General features: G+C 62.1%; 18 protein-coding genes and 2 pseudogenes. 13 read left to right on the top strand and 7 right to left on the bottom strand.

Annotation, left to right across the window (positions count from 1 at the left end):
• Positions 1-84: 84 nt before the first annotated feature.
• Positions 85-1,215 carry an MFS transporter gene (locus tag AC3WP7_RS27935; protein WP_102592855.1) on the top strand — a complete coding sequence of 377 codons (1,131 nt, stop codon included), beginning with the start codon at positions 85-87 and terminating at the stop codon, positions 1,213-1,215.
• Here AC3WP7_RS27935 and AC3WP7_RS27940 read toward each other — a convergent pair.
• The gene (locus tag AC3WP7_RS27940) at positions 1,205-3,358 is read right to left on the bottom strand and encodes a TonB-dependent siderophore receptor (RefSeq protein ID WP_102592856.1); all 2,154 of its coding nucleotides are present in this window, start codon (positions 3,356-3,358) and stop codon (positions 1,205-1,207) included. The genes AC3WP7_RS27935 and AC3WP7_RS27940 overlap by 11 nt on opposite strands.
• 184 nt (positions 3,359-3,542) lie before the next feature.
• On the opposite strand from AC3WP7_RS27940, the gene AC3WP7_RS27945 reads away from it, so the two are divergent.
• Complete coding sequence (locus AC3WP7_RS27945) at positions 3,543-4,322, top strand: acetoin reductase (protein ID WP_058425756.1); 780 nt, start codon at positions 3,543-3,545, stop codon at positions 4,320-4,322.
• A gap of 68 nt (positions 4,323-4,390) precedes the next feature.
• Here AC3WP7_RS27945 and AC3WP7_RS27950 read toward each other — a convergent pair whose 3' ends face one another.
• On the bottom strand, positions 4,391-6,253 hold the full coding sequence (locus AC3WP7_RS27950; protein ID WP_102592857.1) for a sigma-54-dependent Fis family transcriptional regulator: 1,863 nt from the start codon (positions 6,251-6,253) through the stop codon (positions 4,391-4,393).
• A 298-nt stretch (positions 6,254-6,551) separates the two neighbouring features.
• On the opposite strand from AC3WP7_RS27950, the gene AC3WP7_RS27955 reads away from it, so the two are divergent.
• From AC3WP7_RS27955 to AC3WP7_RS27965, 3 genes are read left to right on the top strand one after another with little or no spacing between them, the layout of a single operon-like run.
• On the top strand, positions 6,552-7,532 hold the full coding sequence (locus AC3WP7_RS27955) for a thiamine pyrophosphate-dependent dehydrogenase E1 component subunit alpha (RefSeq protein WP_078048017.1): 981 nt from the start codon (positions 6,552-6,554) through the stop codon (positions 7,530-7,532).
• Positions 7,533-7,555: 23 nt separating this feature from the next.
• A complete protein-coding gene (locus AC3WP7_RS27960; protein ID WP_071490080.1) occupies positions 7,556-8,575 on the top strand; it encodes an alpha-ketoacid dehydrogenase subunit beta in 1,020 nt (339 codons plus the stop codon).
• Positions 8,572-9,675, top strand: coding sequence for an acetoin dehydrogenase dihydrolipoyllysine-residue acetyltransferase subunit (locus AC3WP7_RS27965; protein WP_102592858.1), 1,104 nt, complete (start codon positions 8,572-8,574; stop codon positions 9,673-9,675). The genes AC3WP7_RS27960 and AC3WP7_RS27965 overlap by 4 nt, the downstream gene beginning before the upstream one ends.
• Positions 9,676-9,791: 116 nt before the next feature.
• On the opposite strand, the gene AC3WP7_RS27970 is transcribed toward AC3WP7_RS27965, so the two are convergent.
• Positions 9,792-10,679, bottom strand: a complete 888-nt coding sequence (locus AC3WP7_RS27970) for a helix-turn-helix domain-containing protein (protein ID WP_093126920.1) — start codon at positions 10,677-10,679, stop codon at positions 9,792-9,794.
• Positions 10,680-10,818: 139 nt separating this feature from the next.
• On the opposite strand from AC3WP7_RS27970, the gene AC3WP7_RS27975 reads away from it, so the two are divergent.
• From AC3WP7_RS27975 to AC3WP7_RS27985, 3 genes are read left to right on the top strand one after another with little or no spacing between them, the layout of a single operon-like run.
• Positions 10,819-12,177 (top strand): glutamine synthetase family protein, encoded by a 1,359-nt coding sequence (locus AC3WP7_RS27975; protein ID WP_092245609.1) that lies wholly within the window; start codon positions 10,819-10,821, stop codon positions 12,175-12,177.
• Positions 12,178-12,200: 23 nt separating this feature from the next.
• Positions 12,201-13,289, top strand: a complete 1,089-nt coding sequence (locus tag AC3WP7_RS27980; RefSeq protein ID WP_092245605.1) for a polyamine ABC transporter substrate-binding protein — start codon at positions 12,201-12,203, stop codon at positions 13,287-13,289.
• Positions 13,286-14,587, top strand: a complete 1,302-nt coding sequence (locus AC3WP7_RS27985; protein ID WP_093513628.1) for an NAD(P)/FAD-dependent oxidoreductase — start codon at positions 13,286-13,288, stop codon at positions 14,585-14,587. The genes AC3WP7_RS27980 and AC3WP7_RS27985 overlap by 4 nt, the downstream gene beginning before the upstream one ends.
• Positions 14,588-14,909: 322 nt before the next feature.
• Here the strand turns inward: AC3WP7_RS27985 and AC3WP7_RS27990 are convergent, their stop codons facing one another.
• Both AC3WP7_RS27990 and AC3WP7_RS27995 read right to left on the bottom strand, forming a co-directional pair.
• A complete protein-coding gene (locus tag AC3WP7_RS27990) occupies positions 14,910-16,178 on the bottom strand; it encodes a hypothetical protein (protein WP_092245599.1) in 1,269 nt (422 codons plus the stop codon).
• A 125-nt stretch (positions 16,179-16,303) separates the two neighbouring features.
• Positions 16,304-17,143: pseudogene (locus AC3WP7_RS27995) on the bottom strand (LysR family transcriptional regulator); the annotation flags it as partial.
• Here AC3WP7_RS27995 and AC3WP7_RS28000 point away from each other — a divergent pair.
• The 3 genes and pseudogenes from AC3WP7_RS28000 to AC3WP7_RS28010 form a co-directional block, all read left to right on the top strand.
• Positions 17,140-17,877: pseudogene (locus AC3WP7_RS28000) on the top strand (aldo/keto reductase); the annotation flags it as partial. The pseudogenes AC3WP7_RS27995 and AC3WP7_RS28000 sit on opposite strands and share 4 nt — an antisense overlap.
• 17 nt (positions 17,878-17,894) lie before the next feature.
• A complete protein-coding gene (locus AC3WP7_RS28005) occupies positions 17,895-18,692 on the top strand; it encodes an SDR family NAD(P)-dependent oxidoreductase (protein ID WP_093126935.1) in 798 nt (265 codons plus the stop codon).
• Positions 18,693-18,721: 29 nt separating this feature from the next.
• Entirely contained in the window at positions 18,722-19,138 is a 417-nt protein-coding gene (locus AC3WP7_RS28010) for an SRPBCC family protein (protein ID WP_092245592.1), read from the top strand.
• 54 nt (positions 19,139-19,192) lie between these two features.
• Here the strand turns inward: AC3WP7_RS28010 and AC3WP7_RS28015 are convergent, their stop codons facing one another.
• Complete coding sequence (locus AC3WP7_RS28015; protein ID WP_071490070.1) at positions 19,193-20,587, bottom strand: sensor histidine kinase; 1,395 nt, start codon at positions 20,585-20,587, stop codon at positions 19,193-19,195.
• Complete coding sequence (locus AC3WP7_RS28020; RefSeq protein ID WP_071490069.1) at positions 20,565-21,248, bottom strand: response regulator transcription factor; 684 nt, start codon at positions 21,246-21,248, stop codon at positions 20,565-20,567. The genes AC3WP7_RS28015 and AC3WP7_RS28020 overlap by 23 nt, the downstream gene beginning before the upstream one ends.
• A 323-nt stretch (positions 21,249-21,571) precedes the next feature.
• On the opposite strand from AC3WP7_RS28020, the gene AC3WP7_RS28025 reads away from it, so the two are divergent.
• Positions 21,572-22,477: a hypothetical protein gene (locus AC3WP7_RS28025; protein ID WP_071490068.1), complete on the top strand. Its 906-nt coding sequence runs from the start codon at positions 21,572-21,574 to the stop codon at positions 22,475-22,477.
• 251 nt (positions 22,478-22,728) lie between these two features.
• Positions 22,729-23,067 (top strand): hypothetical protein, encoded by a 339-nt coding sequence (locus AC3WP7_RS28030; protein WP_102592859.1) that lies wholly within the window; start codon positions 22,729-22,731, stop codon positions 23,065-23,067.
• The last annotated feature ends 7 nt before the right edge of the window (positions 23,068-23,074 follow it).

Consider the following 23,074-nt stretch of genomic DNA (forward strand, 5'->3'; position numbering starts at 1 on the left):
ATGGGTAATTTGTCGAAGTCTGGATAATACCCCAAGCCAGTCTGCTTAGAATCCTCACGCTCTTTTCTCGTGAAGGATCTGTTCATGTCATCTAAATACTTGCTGGTACTGGCCGTGGCACTGCTGATGTTCCCGCAGTTGGCTCAAACCCTCTATAGCCCGGCCCTGGGTGATATTGGCCAAGCCTTCGCGGTCGGGCCTGAACGGGCCGGGCAGGCCCTGTCGGTGTACTTCCTGGCGTTTGCATTCGGCGTGGTGATATGGGGCCGCTTGTGTGATCGCTGGGGCCGGCGCCCGGTGATATTGGCCGGGCTGGGGTTGTATGTCGCCGCCATGCTGCTGGCCTTGACTGTGAGTACGTTCAACGGCTTGTTGTTGGCCCAGGCCATCGCCGCCTTTGGCGCGGCAGTCGGTTCGGTGGCGACGCAGACGCTGTTGCGCGACCGATTCCAGGGCGCACAGTTGGCCCAGGTGTTTTCCATAATGGGCATTGCCTTGGCTGCCAGCCCGGCAATTGGCCTGTTCACTGGTGCGACGTTGGTGCAGTACTTCGGCTATCGCGGCGTGCTCACAGGCCTGTTGCTGATGGCAGGGCTAGTGTGGACCACCTGCCTGTGGGCATTACCCGAGACGCGTCCCGCCTCCTTGGCGAACTCGCCGTTGGGCGAGACCGTGGGCCTGATGCTCAGGGACGCCGGAGTGTGGCGTTCCGTCGGCCTGGTGGCGGCGTTCAATATTGCGCTGTTCAGCTACTACAGCGTGGGGCCGTTTATCTTCGCGCGGCTGGGATTGTCCGCTGCCGAATTCGGCTACAGCGGTGTGTTGCTGGCGCTTGGATCAGGACTCGGGGCGTGGCTGAACAAAGGCTTACTCAAGCGTGGGCTCAATAGCGATCAGTTGGTGTTGGCCGCCGCCGTGCTGGCACTGCTGGGCGGCCTGTCAGTCCTGATGCTGCAACACAGTTGGCTATTCGTATGGTCGATGCTGCTGGTGGTGCTGGCATTCGGCATGGCGATTCCCAACGTGCTGGGGGCGGCGCTGGTGGCTTATCAAGACCGCCTGGGCACCGCCGCCGCGATATTTGGCTTGCTCTATTACCTGGTGATTGGCGCCGGGCTTACCCTGGTCGCCTGGGCACAGGACCTTGGCTGGAGCCTGTTGACCTGCGGCCTGACGGCATTGTGGCTAGCGGCGGCGCGGGTCTTCAGAAGTTGACCGAAGCACTCAGGCGCGCCGTCAATGGCGCGCCCTGGAACAGGTAGTCATCGCCCATGTACTCGCCCGCGTCGCGCCAGTAGCGCTTGTCGAACAGGTTGTCGACGCTCAGGCGGAACACCGTGTCATAGCCGCTCACCTGGGTGGTGTAGCGGCTGCCCACATTCACCACCGCGTAATCCCCCACTTGCACATTGCCGCTGCGGTTGGCGTACTTCTTGGCGCTGTATTGCACACCGCCTAGCACCGCCAGGCCGTTCACCCAGGGCAACGCATAATCGGCATAAACACTGGCGCGCAGCTTGGGCACGTTGATCGCCTGGTGGCCTTCGTAGTCCGCTGTGCCGCTGCCGGTCACTCGCGCACGAATCGCCGCCACGCTGGTTGCGATCTGCAGGCGTTCGGTGGCCCAGCCGTTGGCTGACAATTCCAGCCCGGTGTTCTTTTGCTCACCTTGCTGCACGTAGTCGAATTTGCCCGTGCCATCTGGCTTGGCGTACTGATAGGCCTGGCGGGTCTGGAACACGGCGGCGGCAAAGCTGATTCGGCGCCAGTCGTATTTCACCCCGGCTTCGATTTGGCGTGAGGTGGTGGGGGCGAGGGTTTCGTCGGCGTTGTTGGCGAACCACGGCGCGGTGCCGCCCAGGGACAGGCCTTTGCTGTAGCTGGTATAGAGCGAGATGTTCTCGACAGGTTTGTAGATCAACGAGGCCTGCGGCAAGAACACGTATTGCTGGGTGTGCCGGGCCTGGTTGCCGGTGACGCTGTCGAAGGCCTTCTCATCCAGGCGTACTTCGCGACCGCCCAGAATGGTTTGCCATTGCTCGTTGAAGCGGATGCGGTCGGTGACGAACAGGCCGTACTGGCGACTGTCGAGGTTGCGGTGGCTGTCGTTCAGTGGCTTTTCGGTCGGGGTAAACGTCGGGGCGTCCACGTTGATATTGGTGCTGCCGATGTATTCGTTGACCGACTTGCGCTTGTCGACTATCCGGCGAAAGGCGCTGGTGCCAAACGTCAGTTCATGACCCAGGCTGCCCGTGTTGAACAGCCCGGTCATGGCCGCCTGCACTTCGTCGTCGCGGCGGGTGTCGTCGGGGCTGCGGTAGTCGTAGGCGTCGTAGTCGCCGGTGGGGCTGAAGAAGGCGGTGCCGCAATCGGTCACATAGAAGCAACCATAGGCGAACGAACTGTAATCATCGATCACCACCTTGCTGCGCGCCGCGCTCACGCTGCCTTTCCACTGATCATTGAAGCGGTATTCAAACTTGCCGTTGAGATTCAGCGAATCAATGCCCACCTGCCTGGACCCGCTCTGGTGCCCCAGCAGTTTCTTCGGTGAGGCCCCGTGTGGCACCTCGGTGCCGCCCAGCAATTGGTAGCCCGGCACCGAGCGTTGTTGCTTGTCCTGGTACTCGGCGTCCAGTTGCAATACGGCATCGGGGCTGATGTTCCAGTCAAAGGCCAGGGACACAAAATCGCGCTGGCCATTGGCGTGTTCCACGTAGGAGTTGAGGTCTTCGTGGGCGACGTTGGCGCGCAGGCCGAATTGTTGCTCGCTGCCGAACCAGCCACCGACGTCGGTGGCGACATAGCCGCTGCCGCGATCATCGGTGGAGACGGTCACCGAGCGCACGTCTTCCGGGCGCTTGGTCACGTAGTTGATCACGCCGCTGGGCTCGGAAATCCCGCTCTGCAGGCCGGCCAGGCCCTTGAGCACTTCGACCTGCTGCTTGTTCTCCAGGGCAACGTTCTGCTCGCCGGTGATGGTGCGTCCATTGATTTTGTAGCTGCTCGCCGCATTCAGCGAAAAGCCGCGCACCACGAAGTTCTCGTAGTAGCCGATGGGCGCATAGCTGTCGCCCACCGAGGCGTCGTTGCGCAGTACTTCACTGAGCAGGCGTGCTTGCTGGTCCTTGATCAGTGCGGCGTTGATCACCGTGATCGAGGCCGGGGTGTCGAGCAGTGGCGCTTCGTCGACGCCGCTCACCGAGGCGGTGTCGCTGCGGTAGCTGGATGCATCCTGGCCCTGGACCTTTACCGCCGGCAGTTCAAGGTCTGCCGCCAGGCTGTGACCGATGCCGCCGCTGAGCAGCAGACCGAGGGCGAAACGTGAGGTGACGACGGGACGAAAACGCAAAACCATGGGGGCAGGGCCTTAAAGCGCGGGCGGGGGGCGCATAAGCTAGGCATAAGTGCGCACTTTTACAAGAATGATTCGCACCTTGAGACATCCCGTCTCAGGCCGCATGCCAATCCATGTGCACCTCGACAGCCCGCAGCGCACCTGCGATAGACAAGGCTTCCCTCATCAATTGCAGGAGAACGCCATGAGTATTGCTGGAAAAGTCGCGCTGGTGACCGGCGCCGGGCAGGGCATTGGCCGGGCCATCGCCTTGCGCCTGGCACAGGACGGTGCCGATATCGCCCTGGTGGACATCAATGGCGCCAAGCTCGAAGCCGTGGCCGCCGAAGTCGTCGCGCTGGGCCGCAAGGCCTCTGTGTTCGTCGCTGACGTGTCCAAGCGCGAACAGGTGGTGGCGGCGGTGGAGCATGCGCACCTGACCCTGGGTGGCTTCCACATCATCGTCAACAATGCCGGTGTGGCGCAGATCGATTCGCTGTTGGACGTCAGCCCGGAACAGGTCGAGCGCACCCTGGGCATCAACGTGCAGGGCGTGTTGTGGGGCATCCAGGCCGCCGGCAAGAAATTCAAGGCGCTCAAGCAGAAGGGCAAGATCATCAACGCCTGCTCCATCGCCGGCCATGAAGGTTTTGCGCTGCTGGGGGTGTACTCGGCCACCAAGTTTGCCGTACGTGCCTTGACCCAGGCGGCGGCCAAGGAGTTGGCGAGCGCCGGGATTACCGTAAACGCCTACTGTCCGGGCGTGGTGGGCACCGATATGTGGGTCGAGATCGACAAGCGCATGGCCGAGATCACCGGCGCCGAAGTCGGTGCAACCTACAAGAAGTATGTGGATGGCATCGCCTTGGGCCGGGCGCAGACGCCGGAGGATGTGGCAGGGCTGGTCGCGTACCTGGCCGGGCCGGATGCGGACTACATGACCGGGCAATCGCCGCTGATCGACGGTGGCCTTGTCTACCGCTGACATCTCAGATGTACCCAGTCCAATGTGGGAGGGGGCAAGCCCCCTCCCACAGTGTTGACCCCGTTGTATCAGCGGGTTTTGTTCGGCATGTCGATGCCCAGTTGGTTGACGCGGCGGTACAGGGTCGCCCTTGAGATTCCCAGCGCCTGCGCGGTCGGTAACGGCTTCCAGCGATGGCGAATCAGCGCATCCAGCACCACCTGGCGCTCGGGGCTCACGCTCGCTTCAACCATCTCCCGCACCCGCTCCCCACGCACTTCCACCGGCAAATCCGCCACCTGCACCGTCCCGCCCTCACACACCGCACAGGCATACGCCAGCACATGTCGCAGTTGCCGCACATTGCCCGGCCACGCGTACCCCAACAGCAACTCCAATGCCGCCTGGCCGATACCCACCGTGATACCGCTGTTGCGCGCTTCCTGTTCCAGCAAACGGTTGATCAGCGCCAGTTTGTCGGTGCGCTCGCGCAGCGGCGGCAGGCAGAAGCGCGCGCAGCCGAGGCGAAAGTACAGGTCCTCGCGAAAGCGGCCCTCATTGACCAACACCGACAAATCGCGGTGACTGGCGCAAATCACCTGGATATCGACGGTGCGGGTTTTCGCCGCGCCCAACGGTGCCACTTCACCTTCGGCCATCACCCTCAGCAGGCGCGTCTGCAGGGCCAGAGGCATGTCGCCGATTTCATCGAGGAACAAGGTGCCGCCATCGGCCTGCACCAGCAGCCCGGGCATGCCTTTGCTGGCGGCGCCGGTAAAGGCGCCGGCCACATAGCCGAACAGCTCGCTCTCAATCAGGTTTTCCGGAATCGCCGCGCAGTTCACCGCCACGAACGGCCCACCGCGCCGGGCGCTGCGCTCGTGCAGTTGGCGGGCGAAGACTTCCTTGCCGGCGCCGGTTTCGCCTTGCACCAGTACCGGCAGGTTGCGGTCCTTGACCCGCACGGCCAGGCGCAGGTGTTCTTCGACACGGGCATCCACCAAGGGCACCAGCGGCGCACGCGCCTGTTTGCGTCGGGGCGCGTTGACCCGCACGTGTAGCGCACCCGGTTCTCCCAGCCAATGCAGTTGCTGGGTGGACTGGTCGGTGACGGTGCGCAAGGCGTTCAGGTCGAACACCTCGCCAATGTGCGCCGGCACCTGGCCAAAGCGCCGGCGCAAGGCCTGGCGCGCCTTGCTGTTCAAGGCCTGCAGGCGGCCGTCCTGGTCCCAGGCCAGCAGCAGGTCGGGCTGGCTGTCCACATAACCCGGTGTGCTGTGGGCTTGCAGCACCCAGTGCTGCTGGGCGCTGTGCATGAAGAAGGCGTTCTCGATGGCCTCGGCACTGTGCGCCACCAACTGGCGTATCAGGTGCTGGCTGCGGCGGTCATCCGGCGATTTGAGCGCCGAGGCGTCCATCACTCCCAGCAGGTTGCCCTGGGGATCGAAGATCGGCGCGGCGGAGCAGGTCAGGCCGATGAAGGCTGCGCGGAAGTGGTCGCGTTTGTGCACCGTCACCGCCGATTGACTGGTGAGCACGGTGGCCACGCCGCAGGTGCCCTCTTCGGCTTCCGACCAGCAGGTGCCGAGGTACAGGCCGGCCTTGCGGCAATCGCTGCGGATCGAGGCGTCCACGCGGTGGTCGATGGTCTGGCCCTGGGCATCGGTGAGCATCACGCAGTAGTCGGCCTGGCGCACACGGTGATGCAGTTGCCCGACGGCTTCGCCGGCAATGCGCATGAACAGTTCGGCGCGTTCGCGGCATTCCTTGAGCAAGGGTTCGCTGAGGATGCGTGGCCCCTGCAGGGAGCCGGGGTCCAGGTGGTGTTGCTCCATGGAGCGCCGCCACGAATCGAAGATCAGCGACGGCACCGGCGCCTGGGGCAGGCGGTCGGCATTGCGGACCACGCGACTGACGCAGTCGACGTGCTCCCTGGAGTTCGCGGCGAGCATAAGGCCTCCGGTTCTCGGTCTTTGTTGTTATGCCCGCCATTAAGCGCGCATGCGTCGGGCGCGACAAGCGCGGCCTGACCAACAGCCCGGGCTGAGACGCAGCGTCTCAAACCGGCTGAGACGCCGCCTTCGAGTCGCAATGCCGCGTCTCATTCTGCGATCCAGGCCCGGTTGCGACAACCGCTCTGGATCAAGGTTATGCCAGGTTTTTTACGGCCTTGGCACAGGCTGTGCTGAAGGCCCTGTAGCTGACCACGATCAGCCTTTTGTGTGTCGAGACAACCTGGAGAACAACAAGATGTCCACTCACCTGTCCACCGATCAACTGCTGCATGCCTACACCGTGATGCGCACCATCCGTGATTTCGAAGAACGCCTGCACGTGGAATTCGCCACCGGCGAGATCCCCGGTTTCGTGCACCTCTACGCCGGCCAGGAAGCCAGTGCCGCCGGAGTCATGGCTCACCTCAACGATGAAGATTGCATCGCCTCCAACCACCGTGGCCACGGCCATTGCATCGCCAAGGGCGTGGATGTGTTCGGCATGATGGCCGAGATCTACGGCAAGAAAACCGGTGTGTGTGGCGGTAAAGGCGGCTCCATGCACATCGCCGACCAGGAGAAGGGCATGCTCGGCGCCAACGGCATTGTCGGCGCGGGTGCGCCGTTGGCGGCCGGTGCGGCGCTGGCCTCCAGGCTCAAGGGCAGCCAGGGCGTGGCCGTGGCGTTCTTTGGCGACGGTGGCTCCAACGAAGGTGCGGTGTTCGAAGCGATGAACCTGGCCTCGATCATGAAACTGCCGTGCCTGTTCGTTGCGGAAAACAACGGCTATGCCGAGGCCACCGGATCCGGTTGGTCGGTAGCGTGCAAGGACATCGCCGAGCGTGCCGTGGGGTTTGGCATGCCGGGGGTGATCGTCGATGGTAATGATTTCTTCGCCGTGCACGCAGCGCTTGGTGTTGCCGTGGAACGTGCGCGCAAGGGCGACGGGCCAACCTTGGTCGAAGTGAAATTGAGCCGCTTCTACGGCCATTTCGAAGGCGATGCACAAACCTATCGCGGCCCCGATGAAGTGAAGAACCTGCGGGAACACGCCGATTGCCTGGCGCTGTTCCGCCAGCGTTGCAGCACTGAAGGCTGGCTGGACGCGGCGCAATTCGAGCGCATCGATGGCGAGGTCGCCCAGCTCATCGACGACGCCGTGCGCCTGGCCAAGTCGGATCCCAAGCCCCAGGCCGCCGACCTGCTCAGCGATGTCTACGTCGCCTACCACTCATAACAACAATTCGTGGAGAGAATTTCATGGCTCGCAAAATCAGCTACCAGCAGGCAATCAACGAAGCCCTGGCCCAGGAAATGCGCCGCGACCAGAGCGTGTTCATCATCGGCCAGGATGTGTCCGGCGGCACCGGTTCCCCTGGCGAGCAGGACGCCTGGGGCGGTGTGCTTGGCGTGACCAAGGGACTGTACCCGGAGTTTCCCGACCGCGTGCTCGATGCGCCGCTGTCCGAAGTCGGCTATGTGGGTATGGCCGTCGGCGCCGCCACCCGTGGCATGCGCCCGGTGTGCGAACTGATGTTCGTCGACTTTATCGGCTGCTGCCTCGACCAGTTGCTCAACCAGGCCGCCAAGTTCCGCTACATGTTCGGCGGCAAGACCACCACGCCGCTGGTAGTGCGCGCCATGTACGGCGCCGGGCTGCGGGCGGCCGCCCAGCATTCGCAGATGCTCACCTCGATGTGGACCCACATTCCCGGCCTCAAGGTGGTGTGCCCGGCCACGCCCTATGACGCCAAGGGCATGTTGATCCAGGCGATCCGCGACAATGACCCGGTGATCTTCCTCGAGCACAAGATGCTCTACAGCCTGCAGGGCGAAGTGCCCGAAGAGCTGTACACCGTGCCTTTCGGTGAAGCCAATTTTGTCCGCGAGGGCAGGGATGTGACCCTGGTGACCTACGGGCGAATGGTGCACATCGCCCTGGAAGCCGCGACCAGCCTGGCGCGACAAGGCATCGATTGCGAGGTGCTGGACCTGCGCACCACCAGTCCGTTGGATGCAGACAGCATCCTCGAAAGCGTGGAAAAAACCGGGCGCCTGGTGGTGATCGACGAGTCCAACCCGCGCTGCTCGATTGCCACCGATATCAGTGCATTGGTCGCCCAGCAGGGTTTTTCTTTCCTGCGCGCGCCAATCGAAATGGTCACTGCGCCGCACACGCCGGTGCCGTTCTCCGATGCGCTGGAAGACCTGTACATCCCCAACGCCGCGAAGATCGAAGCCGCGGTGCTGAAGATCGCCGACAAGAGGAACGCCGCATGATCCATACCTTGACCATGCCCAAGTGGGGGCTGTCGATGACCGAGGGGCGCATCGATGTCTGGCTCAAGCAACCCGGCGACCGGGTGGAGAAGGGCGAAGAAGTGCTGGACGTGGAGACCGATAAGCTCTCCAGCAGTGTCGAGGCGCCGTTCAGTGGCGTCCTGCGCCGTGTGTTGGCACTGAGCGACGAAACCCTGCCGGTGGGTGCGTTGCTGGGGATTGTGGTGGAGGGCGAAGCCACCGAAGAGGAAGTCGATGCGGTGATCGACAGCTTCAATGCCGGGTTTGTCTCCAGCAGTGCCGAAACCGAAGCTTCGGGACCGAGTGCGCAGAAAGTCGAGATAGGCGGGCGTCTGTTGCGCTATCTCGAGCTGGGCGAGGGTGGCACGCCGTTGGTACTGATTCACGGATTCGGGGGGGATCTGAACAACTGGCTGTTCAACCAACCGGTATTGGCCGTCGAACGCCGGGTAATTGCCCTGGACCTGCCAGGGCATGGCGAGTCGGGCAAGCAACTGCGCAGCGGCGATGCCGAGGAGCTGAGCCTTGCGGTGCTGGCCTTGCTCGATCACCTCAGGCTCGACCGCGTACACCTGGCCGGGCATTCCATGGGCGGGCTGGTCGCACTGACCGTTGCCGACCAGGCGCCCGCGCGTGTTGCCTCATTGACTCTGATCGCCAGCGCCGGCCTCGGCCAGGAGATCAACGGCGATTACTTGCAAGGGTTTGCCGACGCCAGCAACCGCAATGCGCTCAAGCCGCCACTGACCCAACTGTTCAGCGACCCCACGCTGGTGACGCGGCAGATGCTGGAGGACATGCTCAAGTTCAAGCGCCTGGAAGGGGTGGACAAGGCGCTGCAGCAGCTCAATACCGCGTTGTTCGAGGGCGGACGACAGAAGCTGGACTTACGTCATCGCGTGGGCCGGCAGCCGAGCCTGGTGATCTGGGGCAGTGACGATGCGATCATCCCGGCCCGGCATGCCGAGGGGTTGGATGCCCAGGTGGAGATTCTGCCGGGGCAGGGGCATATGGTGCAGTTGGAGGCGGCGGAGCGGGTCAACCAACTGATGGCCGCCTTCCTCAAATCCCAACCTTGAAATGCAATCAACTGTGGGAGGGGGCTTGCCCCCGATAGCGGTGGTTCAGTCAATCTTTGTGGCGACTGACACACTGCAATCGGGGGCAAGCCCCCTCCCACCATTTGGATTGGATTTCAAACGGAACGCTTCAGGGTCTCGCTCGGCAGTTCTTTGAACAACGCCCGGTAGCTATTGGAAAACCGCCCCAAATGCCAGAACGACCAATTCATCGCCACCTCGGCCACGGTGGTCCCGGTTGAATTGAGCAACTCCCGCCGCGCCCCATTCAACCTGCGCAAGCGCAACCACTGCGCCGGGCTCATTCCGGTGTAGGTCTTGAACCCCTGTTGCAATTGGCGCAACGGCACCCCGGCAATCTGCGCCAGTTCCAGCAGGTTGACCGTTTCGTCCGGCGCGTCTGCTGCCCATTCGCCGATGCGCGCCATCAGCCGGCGTTCTTCGTTGCGGCGCTGCAAGGAGCTGCGGTCCAGGCACACGCAGGCGTTGTCGAGGATGAACAGGCAATCGTCGAGCAATTGCTGGATAAGCGCGGCGGGGTCGCTGACCGTGGACAAGCGTGTCAGCGTGCCACTGAGCCAACGGGCGAACAACGCGTTCTGCTGGCCGGTCAGCGGCGCCATGAACAAACCTTCCAGCGTCGCCACCTCCAACCCATGGCGCTGCACGAACTGCGGGCCGAACACCACCGCTACTTCACGATAGTTTTCCGGGGTGATCCAGGTGTTGCGGCTTTCGCCATTGAGCAGGTACAGCGCGTTGTCGCTGCCGTCGAAACAGAACGCCAGGGAGCCGGCGGGCGCATTGAAATGCTGTTCGACGCGGGTGTTCATGCTCTCTTCGTACACCTCCACGCCTTGCAGGTCGAGGTAGCGGATGCGCCCGGCAAAATGCCCCGGGGACATCTGTTGGTACTGCTGCACCCAGCCGGGTGTCGCACTGCATTGAGCGGCCACATCACCGGTGGTGAAGGCCTGTACGCGCAAAGCGGTTGCCTGTGTCATGGGAAGCCTGGGCGCACTCTATTGGTGCGTTGTGGTGCGTGCAAAGTGGATAGATGCCGGGGTGCGGCGGCCTCAAGATAGACCTCAATGCGCCAGGAGTACAAGCCGGTGCATGCACCCAACCCATGACGAGGTCCTTATGAACGCCCCCTTCGATCAGCTGTCCGCCTGGCTGAAAGAACACAAGATTACCGAAGTCGAATGCGTGATCAGTGATTTGACTGGCATCGCCCGCGGCAAGATTGCGCCCACCAATAAGTTCCTGCATGAGCGAGGCATGCGCCTGCCGGAAAGTGTGCTGCTGCAAACGGTAACCGGGGACTTTGTCGACGACGAGATCTACTACGACCTGCTCGACCCCGCCGACATCGACATGGTCTGTCGCCCGGTGGCCCACGCCACTTATGTGGTGCCATGGGCCATCGAGCCCACCGCGATCGTGATCCACGACACCTTCGACAAACAGGGCAACCCCATCGAGCTGTCGCCACGCAATGTGCTGAAGAAAGTCCTGCAGCTCTACACCGACAAAGGCTGGCAGCCGATTGTCGCGCCGGAAATGGAGTTCTACCTGACCCAGCGCTGCGAAGACCCGGACCTGCCGCTGAAAACCCCCATTGGCCGCTCCGGCCGCGCGGAGACAGGCCGCCAGTCGTTTTCCATCGACGCCGCCAACGAATTCGACCCGTTGTTCGAAGACGTCTACGACTGGTGCGAAGCCCAGGGCCTGGACCTCGATACGTTGATCCACGAGGACGGCCCGGCGCAGATGGAAATCAACTTCCGCCATGGCGACGCCCTCGACCTGGCCGACCAGATCACCGTGTTCAAGCGCACCCTGCGCGAGGCCGCGCTCAAGCACAACGTGGCTGCGACCTTCATGGCCAAACCGGTGGCCGACGAGCCGGGCAGCGCCATGCACCTGCACCAGAGTGTGGTCGACATAGCCACCGGCAAACCGGTGTTCGTCGACGCCGAAGGCAACAAGAGCCCGTTGTTCCTGCATCACATCGGGGGCCTGCAGAAGTACATCCCCAAGCTGCTGCCGATGTTCGCGCCCAACGTGAACTCGTTCCGCCGCTTCCTGCCGGACACTTCGGCGCCGGTCAATGTCGAGTGGGGCGAAGAAAACCGCACCGTCGGCCTGCGCGTGCCTACTTCCAGCGCGGACGCCATGCGCGTGGAAAACCGCCTGCCCGGCGCCGATGCCAATCCGTATCTGGCGATTGCGGCTAGTCTGCTGTGTGGCTACCTGGGCATGGTCGAGCAGATCGAACCGAGCGCAGCGGTGGAAGGCCGCGCCTACGAGCGTCGTAACCTGCGCCTGCCGTTCACCCTCGAGGATGCGCTGGCACGCATGGAGGACTGCGACACGGTCAAGCAGTACCTGGGCGATAAATTCGTGCGCGGCTACGTCGCGGTCAAACGCGCCGAGCACGAGAATTTCAAGCGGGTGATCAGTTCCTGGGAGCGTGAGTTCCTGCTGTTGAGCGTCTAAAAAACCAATAAAGGGGTGTCGATATGCGTCTAGTGAAACAGCTTCTCCCGCTGGCCCTGATGGCCGCGTTCAGCGCTGGCGGCCAGGCGGCGCCGACAGTCAGTATTTATAACTGGACCGACTATATCGGCGAGACCACCCTGGCCGACTTCCAGGCCAAGACCGGGATCAAGCCGATCTACGATGTGTTCGACTCCAACGAAACCCTGGAAGGCAAGTTGCTCGCCGGCCGCACCGGTTATGACGTGGTGGTGCCGTCGAATCACTTCCTGGCGCGCCAGGTCAAGGCCGGCGCGTTCCTCACGTTGGATCGTGCGCAATTGCCCAACTTCAGGAACCTCGACCCCAAGCTGCTCGCGCTGCTGGAGAAAAACGATCCGGGTAACGCGCATTCGGTGCCGTACCTGTGGGGCACCAATGGCATCGGCTACAACGTCGACAAGGTCAAGCAGGTGCTGGGCATCGACCACATCGATTCATGGGCGGTGCTGTTCGAACCGGAGAACATCAAGAAGCTCAACCAGTGCGGCGTGGCCTTCCTCGATTCGGCAGATGAGCTGTTCCCGGCGATCCTCAACTACATGGGCAAGGACCCGCGCAGCGAGAACCCGCAGGACTACAAGCAGGCCGAGGCCAAGCTGCTGACGCTGCGGCCGTACATCACCTACTTCCATTCCTCCAAGTACATCTCGGACCTGGCCAACGGTGATATCTGCGTGGCGTTCGGGTATTCCGGCGACGTGTTCCAGGCCGCCAACCGCGCCAGGGAGGCCAAGAACGGCGTGAACATCGCCTATTCGATTCCCAAGGAAGGTTCCAACCTGTGGTTCGACCTGCTGGCGATTCCCGCCGATGCGAGCAACCCCAAGGAAGCTCATGCGTTTATCAATTACCTGCTCGATCCTGAGGTGATCGCCAAGGTCAGCGCCTCGGTGGGCTATGCCAACGCCAACCCGGCGGCCAAGGCGTTCATGGCCCCGGAACTGGTGAACAACCCCGAGGTGTACCCGCCGCAGGCGGTGCTCGACAAACTCTACATTTCGACCACGCCGACCCCGGCGACCATGCGCCTGATGACCCGCGCCTGGAGCAAAGTGAAGACCAACAAATGATGCAGTCAACCGACCACGCCCGGTCTTACTACCGGGCTACGGCCAACGCCATGCCCGAGCGCCCCGCACTGGGCGGCGACCTGACCGCCGATGTGTGCGTGATCGGCGGCGGCTTCACCGGCGTCAACACCGCCATCGAGCTGGCGCAACGCGGGCTCTCGGTGATCCTGCTGGAAGCCCGGCGCATCGGCTGGGGCGCCAGCGGGCGCAACGGCGGGCAACTGATTCGCGGCATCGGCCATGACGTGTCGGGGTTTGCCAAGTACGTGGGCGAGGAGGGCGTGCGTTACCTGGAGCGTGCCGGTATCGAGTCGGTGGCGCTGGTGGGTGAGCGCATTCGCGAACACGGCATTGACTGCGACCTGCGCTGGGGCTTTTGTGAATTGGCGAACACGCCCGCGCAGTTCGCCGCGTTCAAGGGCGAGCAGGCGCACCTGGCAGCGCTCGGGTATGCCCACGAAACCCGCCTGGTGGGTCCGCAGGATATGCAGCAAGTGGTGGGCTCGTCGGTGTATGCCGGCGGCCTGGTGGACATGGGCTCCGGGCACCTTCACCCGTTGAATCTGGTGCTGGGTGAAGCGCAGTTGGCCGAGTCTCTTGGAGTGCGGATCTTCGAGCACACTGAGGTGCTTGAACTGATCCACGGCGACACGGTGCAAGTGCGCTGCTCAGGCGGCACGGTACGCGCCGACCACCTGGTGCTGGCCTGCAATGCCCATCTGGAGGAACTGGAACCGCGCCTGAGCGGCAAGGTGCTCCCGGCGGGCAGCTACATCATCGCCACCGAGCCGTTGTCGGAAGATGTGGCCAACCAGTTGATCCCGCAGAACCTGGCGCTGTGCGACCAGAAAGTCGGCCTGGATTACTACCGATTGTCCGCTGACCGCCGCCTGTTATTCGGCGGCGCCTGTCATTACTCCGGCCGCGATCCGGTGGACATCGCCGCTTATATGCAGCCGAAAATGCTCAAGGTGTTCCCGCAACTGGCCCAGACCACCATTGAGTTTCAGTGGGGCGGCAAGATCGGTATTACCGCCAACCGCTTTCCGCAGGTGGGGCGGTTGAAGCAGTACCCTAATGTGTTTTATGCCCAGGGCTATTCCGGGCATGGGTTGAACGTGACGCACTGGTGTGCGAGGCTGCTGGCCGAAGGTATTCATGGCGGACACAGCACGGGCCTGGATATTTTCAGCCAAGTGCCGCATATGACCTTTCCGGGGGGGAAGGCATTGCGGTCACCGTTGTTGGCGTTGGGGATGATGTGGTTTCGGTTGCGGGAGCAGTTCTCCTGGAATTGAGGGGGCATTTTTCATTGGATTCGCCGGACTTATGGATGTTGTTTGTTAGTGTATAGCGAGTTCCCTGGCAATTTAGTAAAAGAACCCAGAAATCGCGGCAGTGCCGTCAGATTTTCAGCTATTACATCACTGTCTCTGATAGCGCCCTTATGGACGTACCTATTATTCAAAAAAAATCTATTTTTTTCCGGGCTATAGAGTGGTGCTGCAGTCACACCCGTAACCACGCTGACTCCAAAGCAGATCGATGCCGCAAGGCACAGCTCACGGGTATTGAGCCTGAATGTTGTCCATAGGACCTGAATAACGCTTTTTCTTGGCTTCATGGCAACTTGGCCCCCACCGCAGTGAAGTTGAAGGTGGCGCCGGTCGCCGACCCGACTACATAGGTGCCTGCGGGTGAAATAGCGTTCAAGTAGCTCGCCAGCCCGCCTGAAATGGGCGATATGGGGACTGTTCCCAGCAATGGAGTCCAATAGCAGCCGGTTGGGTATTCGCTGCTGTTCACGCAATTCAGGGCGACGGTGTCGTTATCGGCAAAGGCAGCCACTTGAACCACATCGCTACCAGGTAGCGGGGGAATGGACTGCACGCTGAAGGAATTTGTGGGGTCGTTCCAGTAAAGAGGTCTCTGAAATCCCGTAGGGTCATTGCCATAGGCCAATACATGCCCAAGGTTGTTGATTGCCACCGCGTGGTTTTGCGCGTTCAAGGGCATCGTCAACAGTAAAGGCGTGCTGCTTGCGGTACTCCAGAATGCGGTTTGTTGGGTGTCGGCGGCGGTTCCTGGAAACGTGCAGGTGCCAACGAATTGACCCTGGTCATTCATGTCGACCCCCTCGCAGTCAAGTGCACCCGCTGGTAGCGACGCCGGTGTTAACACGTACTGATTGCTGCCTGTACTCCAAGTGGCCAGGGTGAGAACAGGCTTGCCACTTGGTCCTGGGCAATTCAAGAGAATGCGCGGCCAACCATTGGTCAAGGTTTCCGTCAAGTCGACGCCATAACAGTTGTCGCCCCAGTCTGATACGCGTTGGGGAGTAGTGCTGCCTGCGCTATAAACCACCACAGTTGCGTCAATATCCGCACTCAGGCTCACCGCTAGGACGGCTCCATTGCGGTTCTGTGCAGTGGGTGCTGTTTGCGTATCAGCAGGGCGCACTTGAATCAGCAACAACCACCTGGCCGGTAGCGGAGCCAGGGTGATCGGCGTGATACCTGGTGTCGCTGCATTCCACAACACGGCGAAAAACAGATTATTGGCATTGGCACAATTGCCTACCACCCAACCACCATTGTTGGAAATAGCGCTCACCTCACAAGGTTTCCGTGAGGACAACGGCGCCAGGGCTTGCTGGGGACCTGCCAGTGTCGACGAGTACCATGGGATGGCATTGGCACTGGGGGTGGCCGAATTGCATTTTCCGACAGTTTGTTCACTGTCGTTTACCCAAACCGTCTCACATTGCGGCCCGGCCGGAAAAGCTGAAGGCACGTAGGTCGCCGCACTGGCACTCAATCCATACCCGCAAAGCAACACACCCACACTCAACACCATCGGTGCAATCAGTTGTCTCAACAAACGTTGCATAATCCGGACCTCCCTGGCTGACAGAATGACCCTCTGGGGGTGAACCCCACAGTCCCTGATCACCAGTAAACGCCCGGTTCGATGGACGCACAACTGTCACTTCTGACAGGTACAGGACGAGTTGCTTAAGCCTCGGTCAACACCTTCCTGAACGTCTCCACCAACGGCCGCAAATTGACCCGATGCCACGCCGCCCACAGCGGCGTGGTGTAGCTCAGCCACGGCAACTCCCGCAACACCACACCGGGTGGTGCATTGCGACTCAGGCCTTTTTGTACCATCGCCACGCCCAGCCCTGAAGCCACCAAACCCAACGCGGTAAAGGGTTCACCGGCTTCCATTGGGATCTGCGGGGTGAAGCCGGCGCGGATGCAGGCGGCGACAAAGTCGTCGGCGGGGTTGGCGCCGGGTTTGCGCTGCACGCCGATCCACTCCTGGTCGGCCAGGTGTTCGGGCAACAGTTCACTCAGGTGTGCGAGGGGATGGTGCTCGGGCAACGCCAGCAGCATCGGCTCGTCCAACACTTGCAGTGCGATCAGGTCCGGATCATCCGCAGCCGGCGGTTCGCCAACCAGGGCGATATCCAGGCTGCGTTGGCGCAGGCCTTCGAGTTGTTCGAGGGACGGCAGGTTATACAGCTTGATGTGCACGTTCGGCCGGTCGTCGCGCAGTACCCGCAGCGCGTTGGGCAGCACACTGGCATGCATGGCGTTTTCGATATAGCCGATGCACAGGCCACCTTCTTCACCGCGGCCCAGGCGCTTGCCCAGTGATTCCAGGCGGTTGGCGTGGGTCAGCAGCGCCTTGGTTTCTGCCAGGAACGTCTGGCCGTCACGGGTCAGGCGGATGCGTTGCTGGCTGCGTTCGAACAGGGTCAGGCCCAGGCGTTCTTCGAGCTGGGCGATCTGCCGGCTCAGCGGCGATTGGGAGATGTGCAGGCGTTCGGCGGCGCGGCCGACGTGTTCGCGACCTCGGCGAAAAAAGCGGTGTGTTCGAACACGGTCGCCCGAACAAGATGCTCAACGACTACAGCGCCGATGCCACACTGCGTTCGATTGAAGACAGCCTGACTCGCTTGAAAACCGATCGGCTGGACATCGTGTGGATCCATGACATCGCCCAGGACTTCTACGGCGACCAGTGGCTGGAGTATTTCAACCAGGCCCGCACCGGTGCCTTCAAAGTGCTGACCCGTCTGCGCGAAGAGGGTGTGATCAAGGCCTGGGGCCTGGGCGTGAACCGCGTCGAGCCGTGCGAACTGACCCTGGACCTTACCGAAGCCCAGCCCGACGGCTTTTTGCTGGCCGGCCGCTACACGCTGCTGGACCACGACCGCGCCCTGCAACGCCTGATGGATGCGGCCCTGGCACAGAGCGTCGAGATCGTCGTCGGTGGCCCCTACAGCTCCGGCGTCCTCGCCGGTGGCGCGCACTTCGAGTATCAGCCAGCGAGCCCGGCGATTATCCACAACGTCGAGCAGATCAAGGCGATTGCCCAGGGGGTCGGCGTGAGCGTGAAAGCCGCCGCGCTGCAATTCTCCCTAGCCCATCCGGCGGTGGCCGCAGTGATTCCAGGTGCCAGTCGTCCGGGGCGGATTGCCGAAGACGTCGCGGCGTTGTCTGAACAGATCCCGGCAGCCTTCTGGCAGGCCCTGCGCGAGGCCCGACTGGTTTCGGACCGTGCGCCCCTGCCGCTTTAAATTCAGGAGTTCAACCGATGAAAATTGATGTGAGCGGTAAAGTAGCGATTGTCAGCGGCAGTACCGCCGGCATAGGCCTGGGAATCAGCCAGGCGCTTGCAGCCTCTGGCGCCACGGTGGTGGTGATCGGACGTGAAGCCGGCAAGGTCGACGATGCACTGGCGAGCATCCGTCAGGCTGTCCCGGGCGCAGACCTGCGTGGGCTGGTGGCTGACCTTGGCACCGCAGAGGGCGCAGAGAAACTGTTTGCCGCCGAACCGTGTGCCGACATCCTGGTCAACAACCTGGGCATCTTCAACGATGTGGATTTTTTCGAGGCCCCGGACAGCGAATGGACACGTTTCTATGAGGTCAATGTGATCTCCGGCGTGCGCCTGGCGCGGCATTATGTGCCGGGCATGGTCGGGCAGGGCTGGGGTCGGGTGATCTTCGTGTCGTCGGAGTCTGGCGTGGCGACACCGGCGGACATGATCAATTACGGCGTGACCAAAAGCGCCAACCTGGCGGTGTCCCATGGCCTGGCCAAGCGCCTGGCGGGCACGGGAGTGACGGTGAACGCCGTGCTGCCCGGCCCGACCTTTACCGACGGCCTGGAGCAGATGCTCAAGGAAGCCACACAAAAATCCGGGCGCAGTGCGCGGGATGAGGCGGATGTGTTTGTGCGCAATGCGCGGCCGACGTCGATCATCCAGCGGGCGGCGAATGTGGATGAAGTCGCCAACCTGGTGGCGTACATTGCTTCACCGCTTTCTTCTGCGACCACAGGGGCTGCATTGCGCGTCGACGGTGGTGTGGTCGACAGCATGGCGATCTGAGTTGTTTTTCATTTTCTGGAGTATTTATCGTGGCAACAGCGTCTTCTGTGATTGAAATCCCGGTGTCGGCCGATCAGGTCTGGCAATTGGTCGGCGGCTTCGACGGCCTGCCGGACTGGTTGCCGTTTATTGTCAAAAGCGAGGCGGGCGATGGCGGCCGTGTGCGTCACCTGCAAACGGCGGATGGCGCAGTGGTCGTCGAGCGTTTGCAGCGCTTTGATAACGTCGGGCGTACCTACAGCTATACCATCGAGCAGTCGCCGTTTCCGGTGAGTGCGTACCTGGCGACGTTGCAGGTCGAGGCGCTGGGCGAGGCGTCAGCGAAAGTGACCTGGTCAGGTGTGTTCACGCCGGTGGCGGGGACTACGGATGCGGCGGTGGAGGAATTGTTTGCCGGTGTCTACAGCGGTGGCCTTGAGGCCCTGCGCGCCAACTTCCCGGCCTGATCCAGTCCAATGTGGGAAGGGCAAGTCCCCTCCCATATTGGGACACCAGTGGTCTCAGGCCTCGGGCATCAGTTGCTGGCGGCACTCCAGGACTAACCGGGCGCCGCCTTGTTCGCTCGTACCCACGTCCAACTTGAACCCATGCAAGTTGATGATCGCCGCCACAATCGACAGGCCCAAGCCGAACCCGCCTTGCTGGTCGCTTTCATCCACCCGATAGAAACGCTGGAATACCGCATCCCGCTCCGCCGCCGGTATGCCCGGCCCGGAGTCGTGCACTTCGATGCGCGTGCTGCCCGCATCATTGACCCCGCGCAGGATCACCGTGCCGCCCGGTGGGGAGAACTTGATCGAGTTGCTCAGCAGGTTGGCCAGGGCTTCGAACAACAGGGCGCGGTCGCCGGTGATCCACGGCAGGGACTCCGGGGTTTCGAGCTTCAGTTGCAGCTCGCCTTCCTCGGCCAGGGGCAGGTAGAAGTCGTGCAATTCGCGCAGTAGCGGCAACGGGTCCATGACCAGGAAACCTGAGCGACGCTGATGGTCTTCCAGCTCGGAGATACGCAACAGCCCGCGAAAACGCGCCATCAGGGTGTCGGTCTCGGCAATCGCGTCGTCCAGTTTCACCGCGTAGCCAGACTCTGCTTCGGCCTCCTGTTTGATGCGATACAGCTGCGCACGCAGGCGCGTCAGCGGGGTGCGCAGGTCATGGGCGATGTTGTCGCACACGCCCTTGACCTCGTTCATCAGCTTCTCGATACGGTCGAGCATGGCGTTGACGATGGCCGCGAGCATGTCCAGTTCGTCACGTCGGTTGGACAGTGGCAGGCGGTGAGTCAGGTCGCCGGCGACGATGGCTTCGGCACTGGCCTGGATCCCACGGATTCGCCGCAACGGGCGGCGGCGCAACAGGTGCCAGCCGGCGGCGCCCGGAATAATTGTCAGGGACAGTGCCCAGAGCAGGGCGTGCCAGATGATGCGGGTCACACCGAACAGTGAGCCGTTGGCCCGCACCAGCACCAGCCAGCGGCCGTCTTCGGTGTGGGTGGCCACGGCATCGCAGCTGTCCTTGGGCAACTTGGGGTCGTCGGACTCGACACAATTGACCAGGGCGTGGATCTTGCCGTCCAGGGGCAGGTCCGGCGGCACCGCGCGGATCGGCCCGCTCAAGGGGCGGAATTGCTCATCGAACAGGCCGTAGGCATCCACACCCTTCATGTCGAAGGTCATGCTGGTGGTCAGGGCTTCCACCAGTTCTTCGCCGTCGAAGCGCTGGAACAGGTGCTGGCGTTGCATCAGGGAGTGGCGCGACAGGTCGCCCAGGTAACCGGACACCTCGTAATACAGCACCCCCATGAGGATGCAGCTCCAGGCCACGAACAGCGAGCTGTACAGCGCCAGCAAACGGCTGCTGGAAGAGCGCCAGCCCTTAGAGGGGTTCAGCAATGACATAACCGGAGCCTCGCACCGTGCGGATCAGCGGCGGGAGGCCCGGTGGGTCGATCTTTTTGCGCAGACGGCCGATGTGCACGTCGATAAGGTTGGTACCCGGGTCGAAGTGATAGCCCCAGACTTCCTCGAAGATCATCATTCGCGACAGGATCTGCCCGGTGTTGCGCATCAGGAATTCCAGTAGCTTGTATTCGGTGGGCAGCAGGCTCAGGGGTTGATCGGCGCGGCTGGCTTCGCGGCTGATCAGGTTCAGTTCCAGATCGGCCACGCGCAGGGCGGTTTCGAATTCCTGGACCGTGCTTTTGCGCCGCAGCAGCACTTCGACGCGCGCCGCCATTTCATCCGAGGCGAACGGTTTGGTGAGGTAGTCATCACCGCCGGCACGCAGGCCACGCACACGTTCGTCCACATCGGAGAGGGCGCTGATCATCAGGATCGGCGTGGAGACGCCGATGGTGCGCAGGGTGGTGACGATGGCCAGGCCATCGAGTTCCGGCAGCATGCGGTCGAGGGTGATCAGGTCGTAATCGCCGCTCACGGCGCGGACCAGGCCTTCGCGGCCGTTGTCTACCCAATCTACATCCAGTCCATGGCTACTCAGCTCGGCGACAATCTCGCGGGCCGTTACGGCGTCATCCTCGATGGTCAAAATTCGGGTCATGGGATTACCTTTACACTGGAAGACCGCAATCGCCGGTAAGCCGGCTCCTACAGAAGTGGGGGCATTTTGCCAAGAAATGGCTGAATGCTTCCTAAATAAAACTTCATGTTGGCAAAACTGACACAGATTTCATCGCCGGGCCGGGGAGTGCATAACGCCCGCTTCAAACCGCCATTTCTTGCAAGTTGCATGGATCAGGTTAGTTCAATTTACTTAACTATCTGAAATGTAAGGGATTTATTTTTTGCGCCGACTGGCATGGTGCCTGCACTGTCTGTTTTGAGACTTGTAACACTATTTTTCTGCCTTGGAGCAAAACAACAATGATCACATCCTCATCCACGCTGCAAGAGTCGAGCGCGCTCTCCGGGGTTTCCTGGGGGGCGATTTTTGCCGGGGCCGCCGCCGCGGCTGCGTTGTCGCTGATCCTGGTGCTGCTGGGCTTCGGCCTGGGCTTTTCGGCGGTGTCGCCGTGGGCCGACAGCGGTATCAGCGCGAAAGGGCTGGGCATTTCCACGATTGTCTGGCTGGCCTTTACCCAGATCGTCGCATCCGGCCTGGGTGGCTACATCGCCGGTCGGTTGCGTGTGAAGTGGGCCAATATGCACGGTGATGAGGTGTACTTCCGCGACACCGCCCATGGCTTCCTGGCCTGGGCTGTTGCCACGTTGATCACGGCGGTGCTGGTAGTCGGTTCGGTCGGCAGTGTGGTCAGCGGTGGTGTGAAAGCCGGCGCCAGCGTTGCAGCCGGTGCAGCCAGTGGTATCACCCAAGCCGCCGGCAGTGCCGCCAAAGGCGTCAACGGTGGCGATTTCGACTACTACGTCGACAGCCTGTTCCGTGATGATCGCCCGGTCGCCGTCAGCGATGACGCCGCCCACGGTGTGGTAGCGCGCATCTTCACCCGCACCCTCAGCAACGACGGTCAGCTTGCGCCAGAAGACCGTGCCTACCTGGCACAGCTGATCAGCCAGCGCACCAACCTCAGCCAGGCGGATGCCGAAGCGCGTATCGACAAAGTCTACGGCGATGCCCGTAAAGCGGTGGAAGACGCCAAGCTCAAAGCCAAGCAAGCCGCCGAAACCGCCGCCAAAGTCGCTGCGTACACCTCGCTGTGGACCTTTGTCGCGCTGTTGATCGGTGCGTTCTTCGCCAGCCTCGCCGCTACCTTCGGCGGTCGCCGCCGCGATGCCGTGGTGTATGTCGAAACCGAACACTTCGTTCGTTAATCAATTCAAGGAGAACAACATGCGCTCATTACTGCTCTGGTTCCTCGGCGTGCCTATCCCAGTGATCATCCTGATTGCGATCTTCATGCACTGATCCCGAGCCTGGCTCGATCCCTGGTGGGAGCGGGCTTGCTCGCGAACGGGGTGTGTCAACAACTGCTGCGTTGACTGACACGCCCCGTTCGTGAGCAATTCCGCTCCCACATTTGTTTAATGGTGGCTTAACCCGCGCTTGGCTAGACTCGCGCCCCATGAGCCGCCTTCTGCGTTTAGTCCTCGTCCTGTTGTTGAGCCTCACGCTTCCCCTGACCGGGATGGCGGGGGTGCCGTCAAGCACCGAGCCGTGCCCGATGAAGATGTCGGACATGCCGATGATGAGCGACATGTCGCCTGACTGCTGCCAGGACGGCGCGGATCATGGCAAGGCCTGTAAACCCGGTCAGGAATGCAAGACCGGTGGCGTGCTGCAATTCTCCCTGCCGCTGCTCAAGGCTCCCTTGACCCCGGCCCATCCGCTGCTCGTCGGCACCGCTTCCGATTTTATCCCCGACCGCACGCCGTCCGGCGTCTGGCGCCCACCCCGGGCCTGATTCCTGT

It is taken from the genome of Pseudomonas sp. FW305-3-2-15-C-LB1, assembly GCF_058787615.1.

Excerpts from the sequence above, each read along its gene's own strand:
- AC3WP7_RS27935 (WP_102592855.1), top strand. The coding sequence starts at position 85 with ATGTCATCTAAATACTTGCTGGTACTGGCCGTGGCACTGCTGATGTTC.
- AC3WP7_RS27940 (WP_102592856.1), bottom strand. The coding sequence starts at position 3,358 with ATGGTTTTGCGTTTTCGTCCCGTCGTCACCTCACGTTTCGCCCTCGGT.
- AC3WP7_RS27945 (WP_058425756.1), top strand. The coding sequence starts at position 3,543 with ATGAGTATTGCTGGAAAAGTCGCGCTGGTGACCGGCGCCGGGCAGGGC.
- AC3WP7_RS27950 (WP_102592857.1), bottom strand. The coding sequence starts at position 6,253 with ATGCTCGCCGCGAACTCCAGGGAGCACGTCGACTGCGTCAGTCGCGTG.
- AC3WP7_RS27955 (WP_078048017.1), top strand. The coding sequence starts at position 6,552 with ATGTCCACTCACCTGTCCACCGATCAACTGCTGCATGCCTACACCGTG.
- AC3WP7_RS27960 (WP_071490080.1), top strand. The coding sequence starts at position 7,556 with ATGGCTCGCAAAATCAGCTACCAGCAGGCAATCAACGAAGCCCTGGCC.
- AC3WP7_RS27965 (WP_102592858.1), top strand. The coding sequence starts at position 8,572 with ATGATCCATACCTTGACCATGCCCAAGTGGGGGCTGTCGATGACCGAG.
- AC3WP7_RS27970 (WP_093126920.1), bottom strand. The coding sequence starts at position 10,679 with ATGACACAGGCAACCGCTTTGCGCGTACAGGCCTTCACCACCGGTGAT.
- AC3WP7_RS27975 (WP_092245609.1), top strand. The coding sequence starts at position 10,819 with ATGAACGCCCCCTTCGATCAGCTGTCCGCCTGGCTGAAAGAACACAAG.
- AC3WP7_RS27980 (WP_092245605.1), top strand. The coding sequence starts at position 12,201 with ATGCGTCTAGTGAAACAGCTTCTCCCGCTGGCCCTGATGGCCGCGTTC.
- AC3WP7_RS27985 (WP_093513628.1), top strand. The coding sequence starts at position 13,286 with ATGATGCAGTCAACCGACCACGCCCGGTCTTACTACCGGGCTACGGCC.
- AC3WP7_RS27990 (WP_092245599.1), bottom strand. The coding sequence starts at position 16,178 with ATGCAACGTTTGTTGAGACAACTGATTGCACCGATGGTGTTGAGTGTG.
- AC3WP7_RS28005 (WP_093126935.1), top strand. The coding sequence starts at position 17,895 with ATGAAAATTGATGTGAGCGGTAAAGTAGCGATTGTCAGCGGCAGTACC.
- AC3WP7_RS28015 (WP_071490070.1), bottom strand. The coding sequence starts at position 20,587 with ATGTCATTGCTGAACCCCTCTAAGGGCTGGCGCTCTTCCAGCAGCCGT.
- AC3WP7_RS28020 (WP_071490069.1), bottom strand. The coding sequence starts at position 21,248 with ATGACCCGAATTTTGACCATCGAGGATGACGCCGTAACGGCCCGCGAG.
- AC3WP7_RS28025 (WP_071490068.1), top strand. The coding sequence starts at position 21,572 with ATGATCACATCCTCATCCACGCTGCAAGAGTCGAGCGCGCTCTCCGGG.
- AC3WP7_RS28030 (WP_102592859.1), top strand. The coding sequence starts at position 22,729 with ATGAGCCGCCTTCTGCGTTTAGTCCTCGTCCTGTTGTTGAGCCTCACG.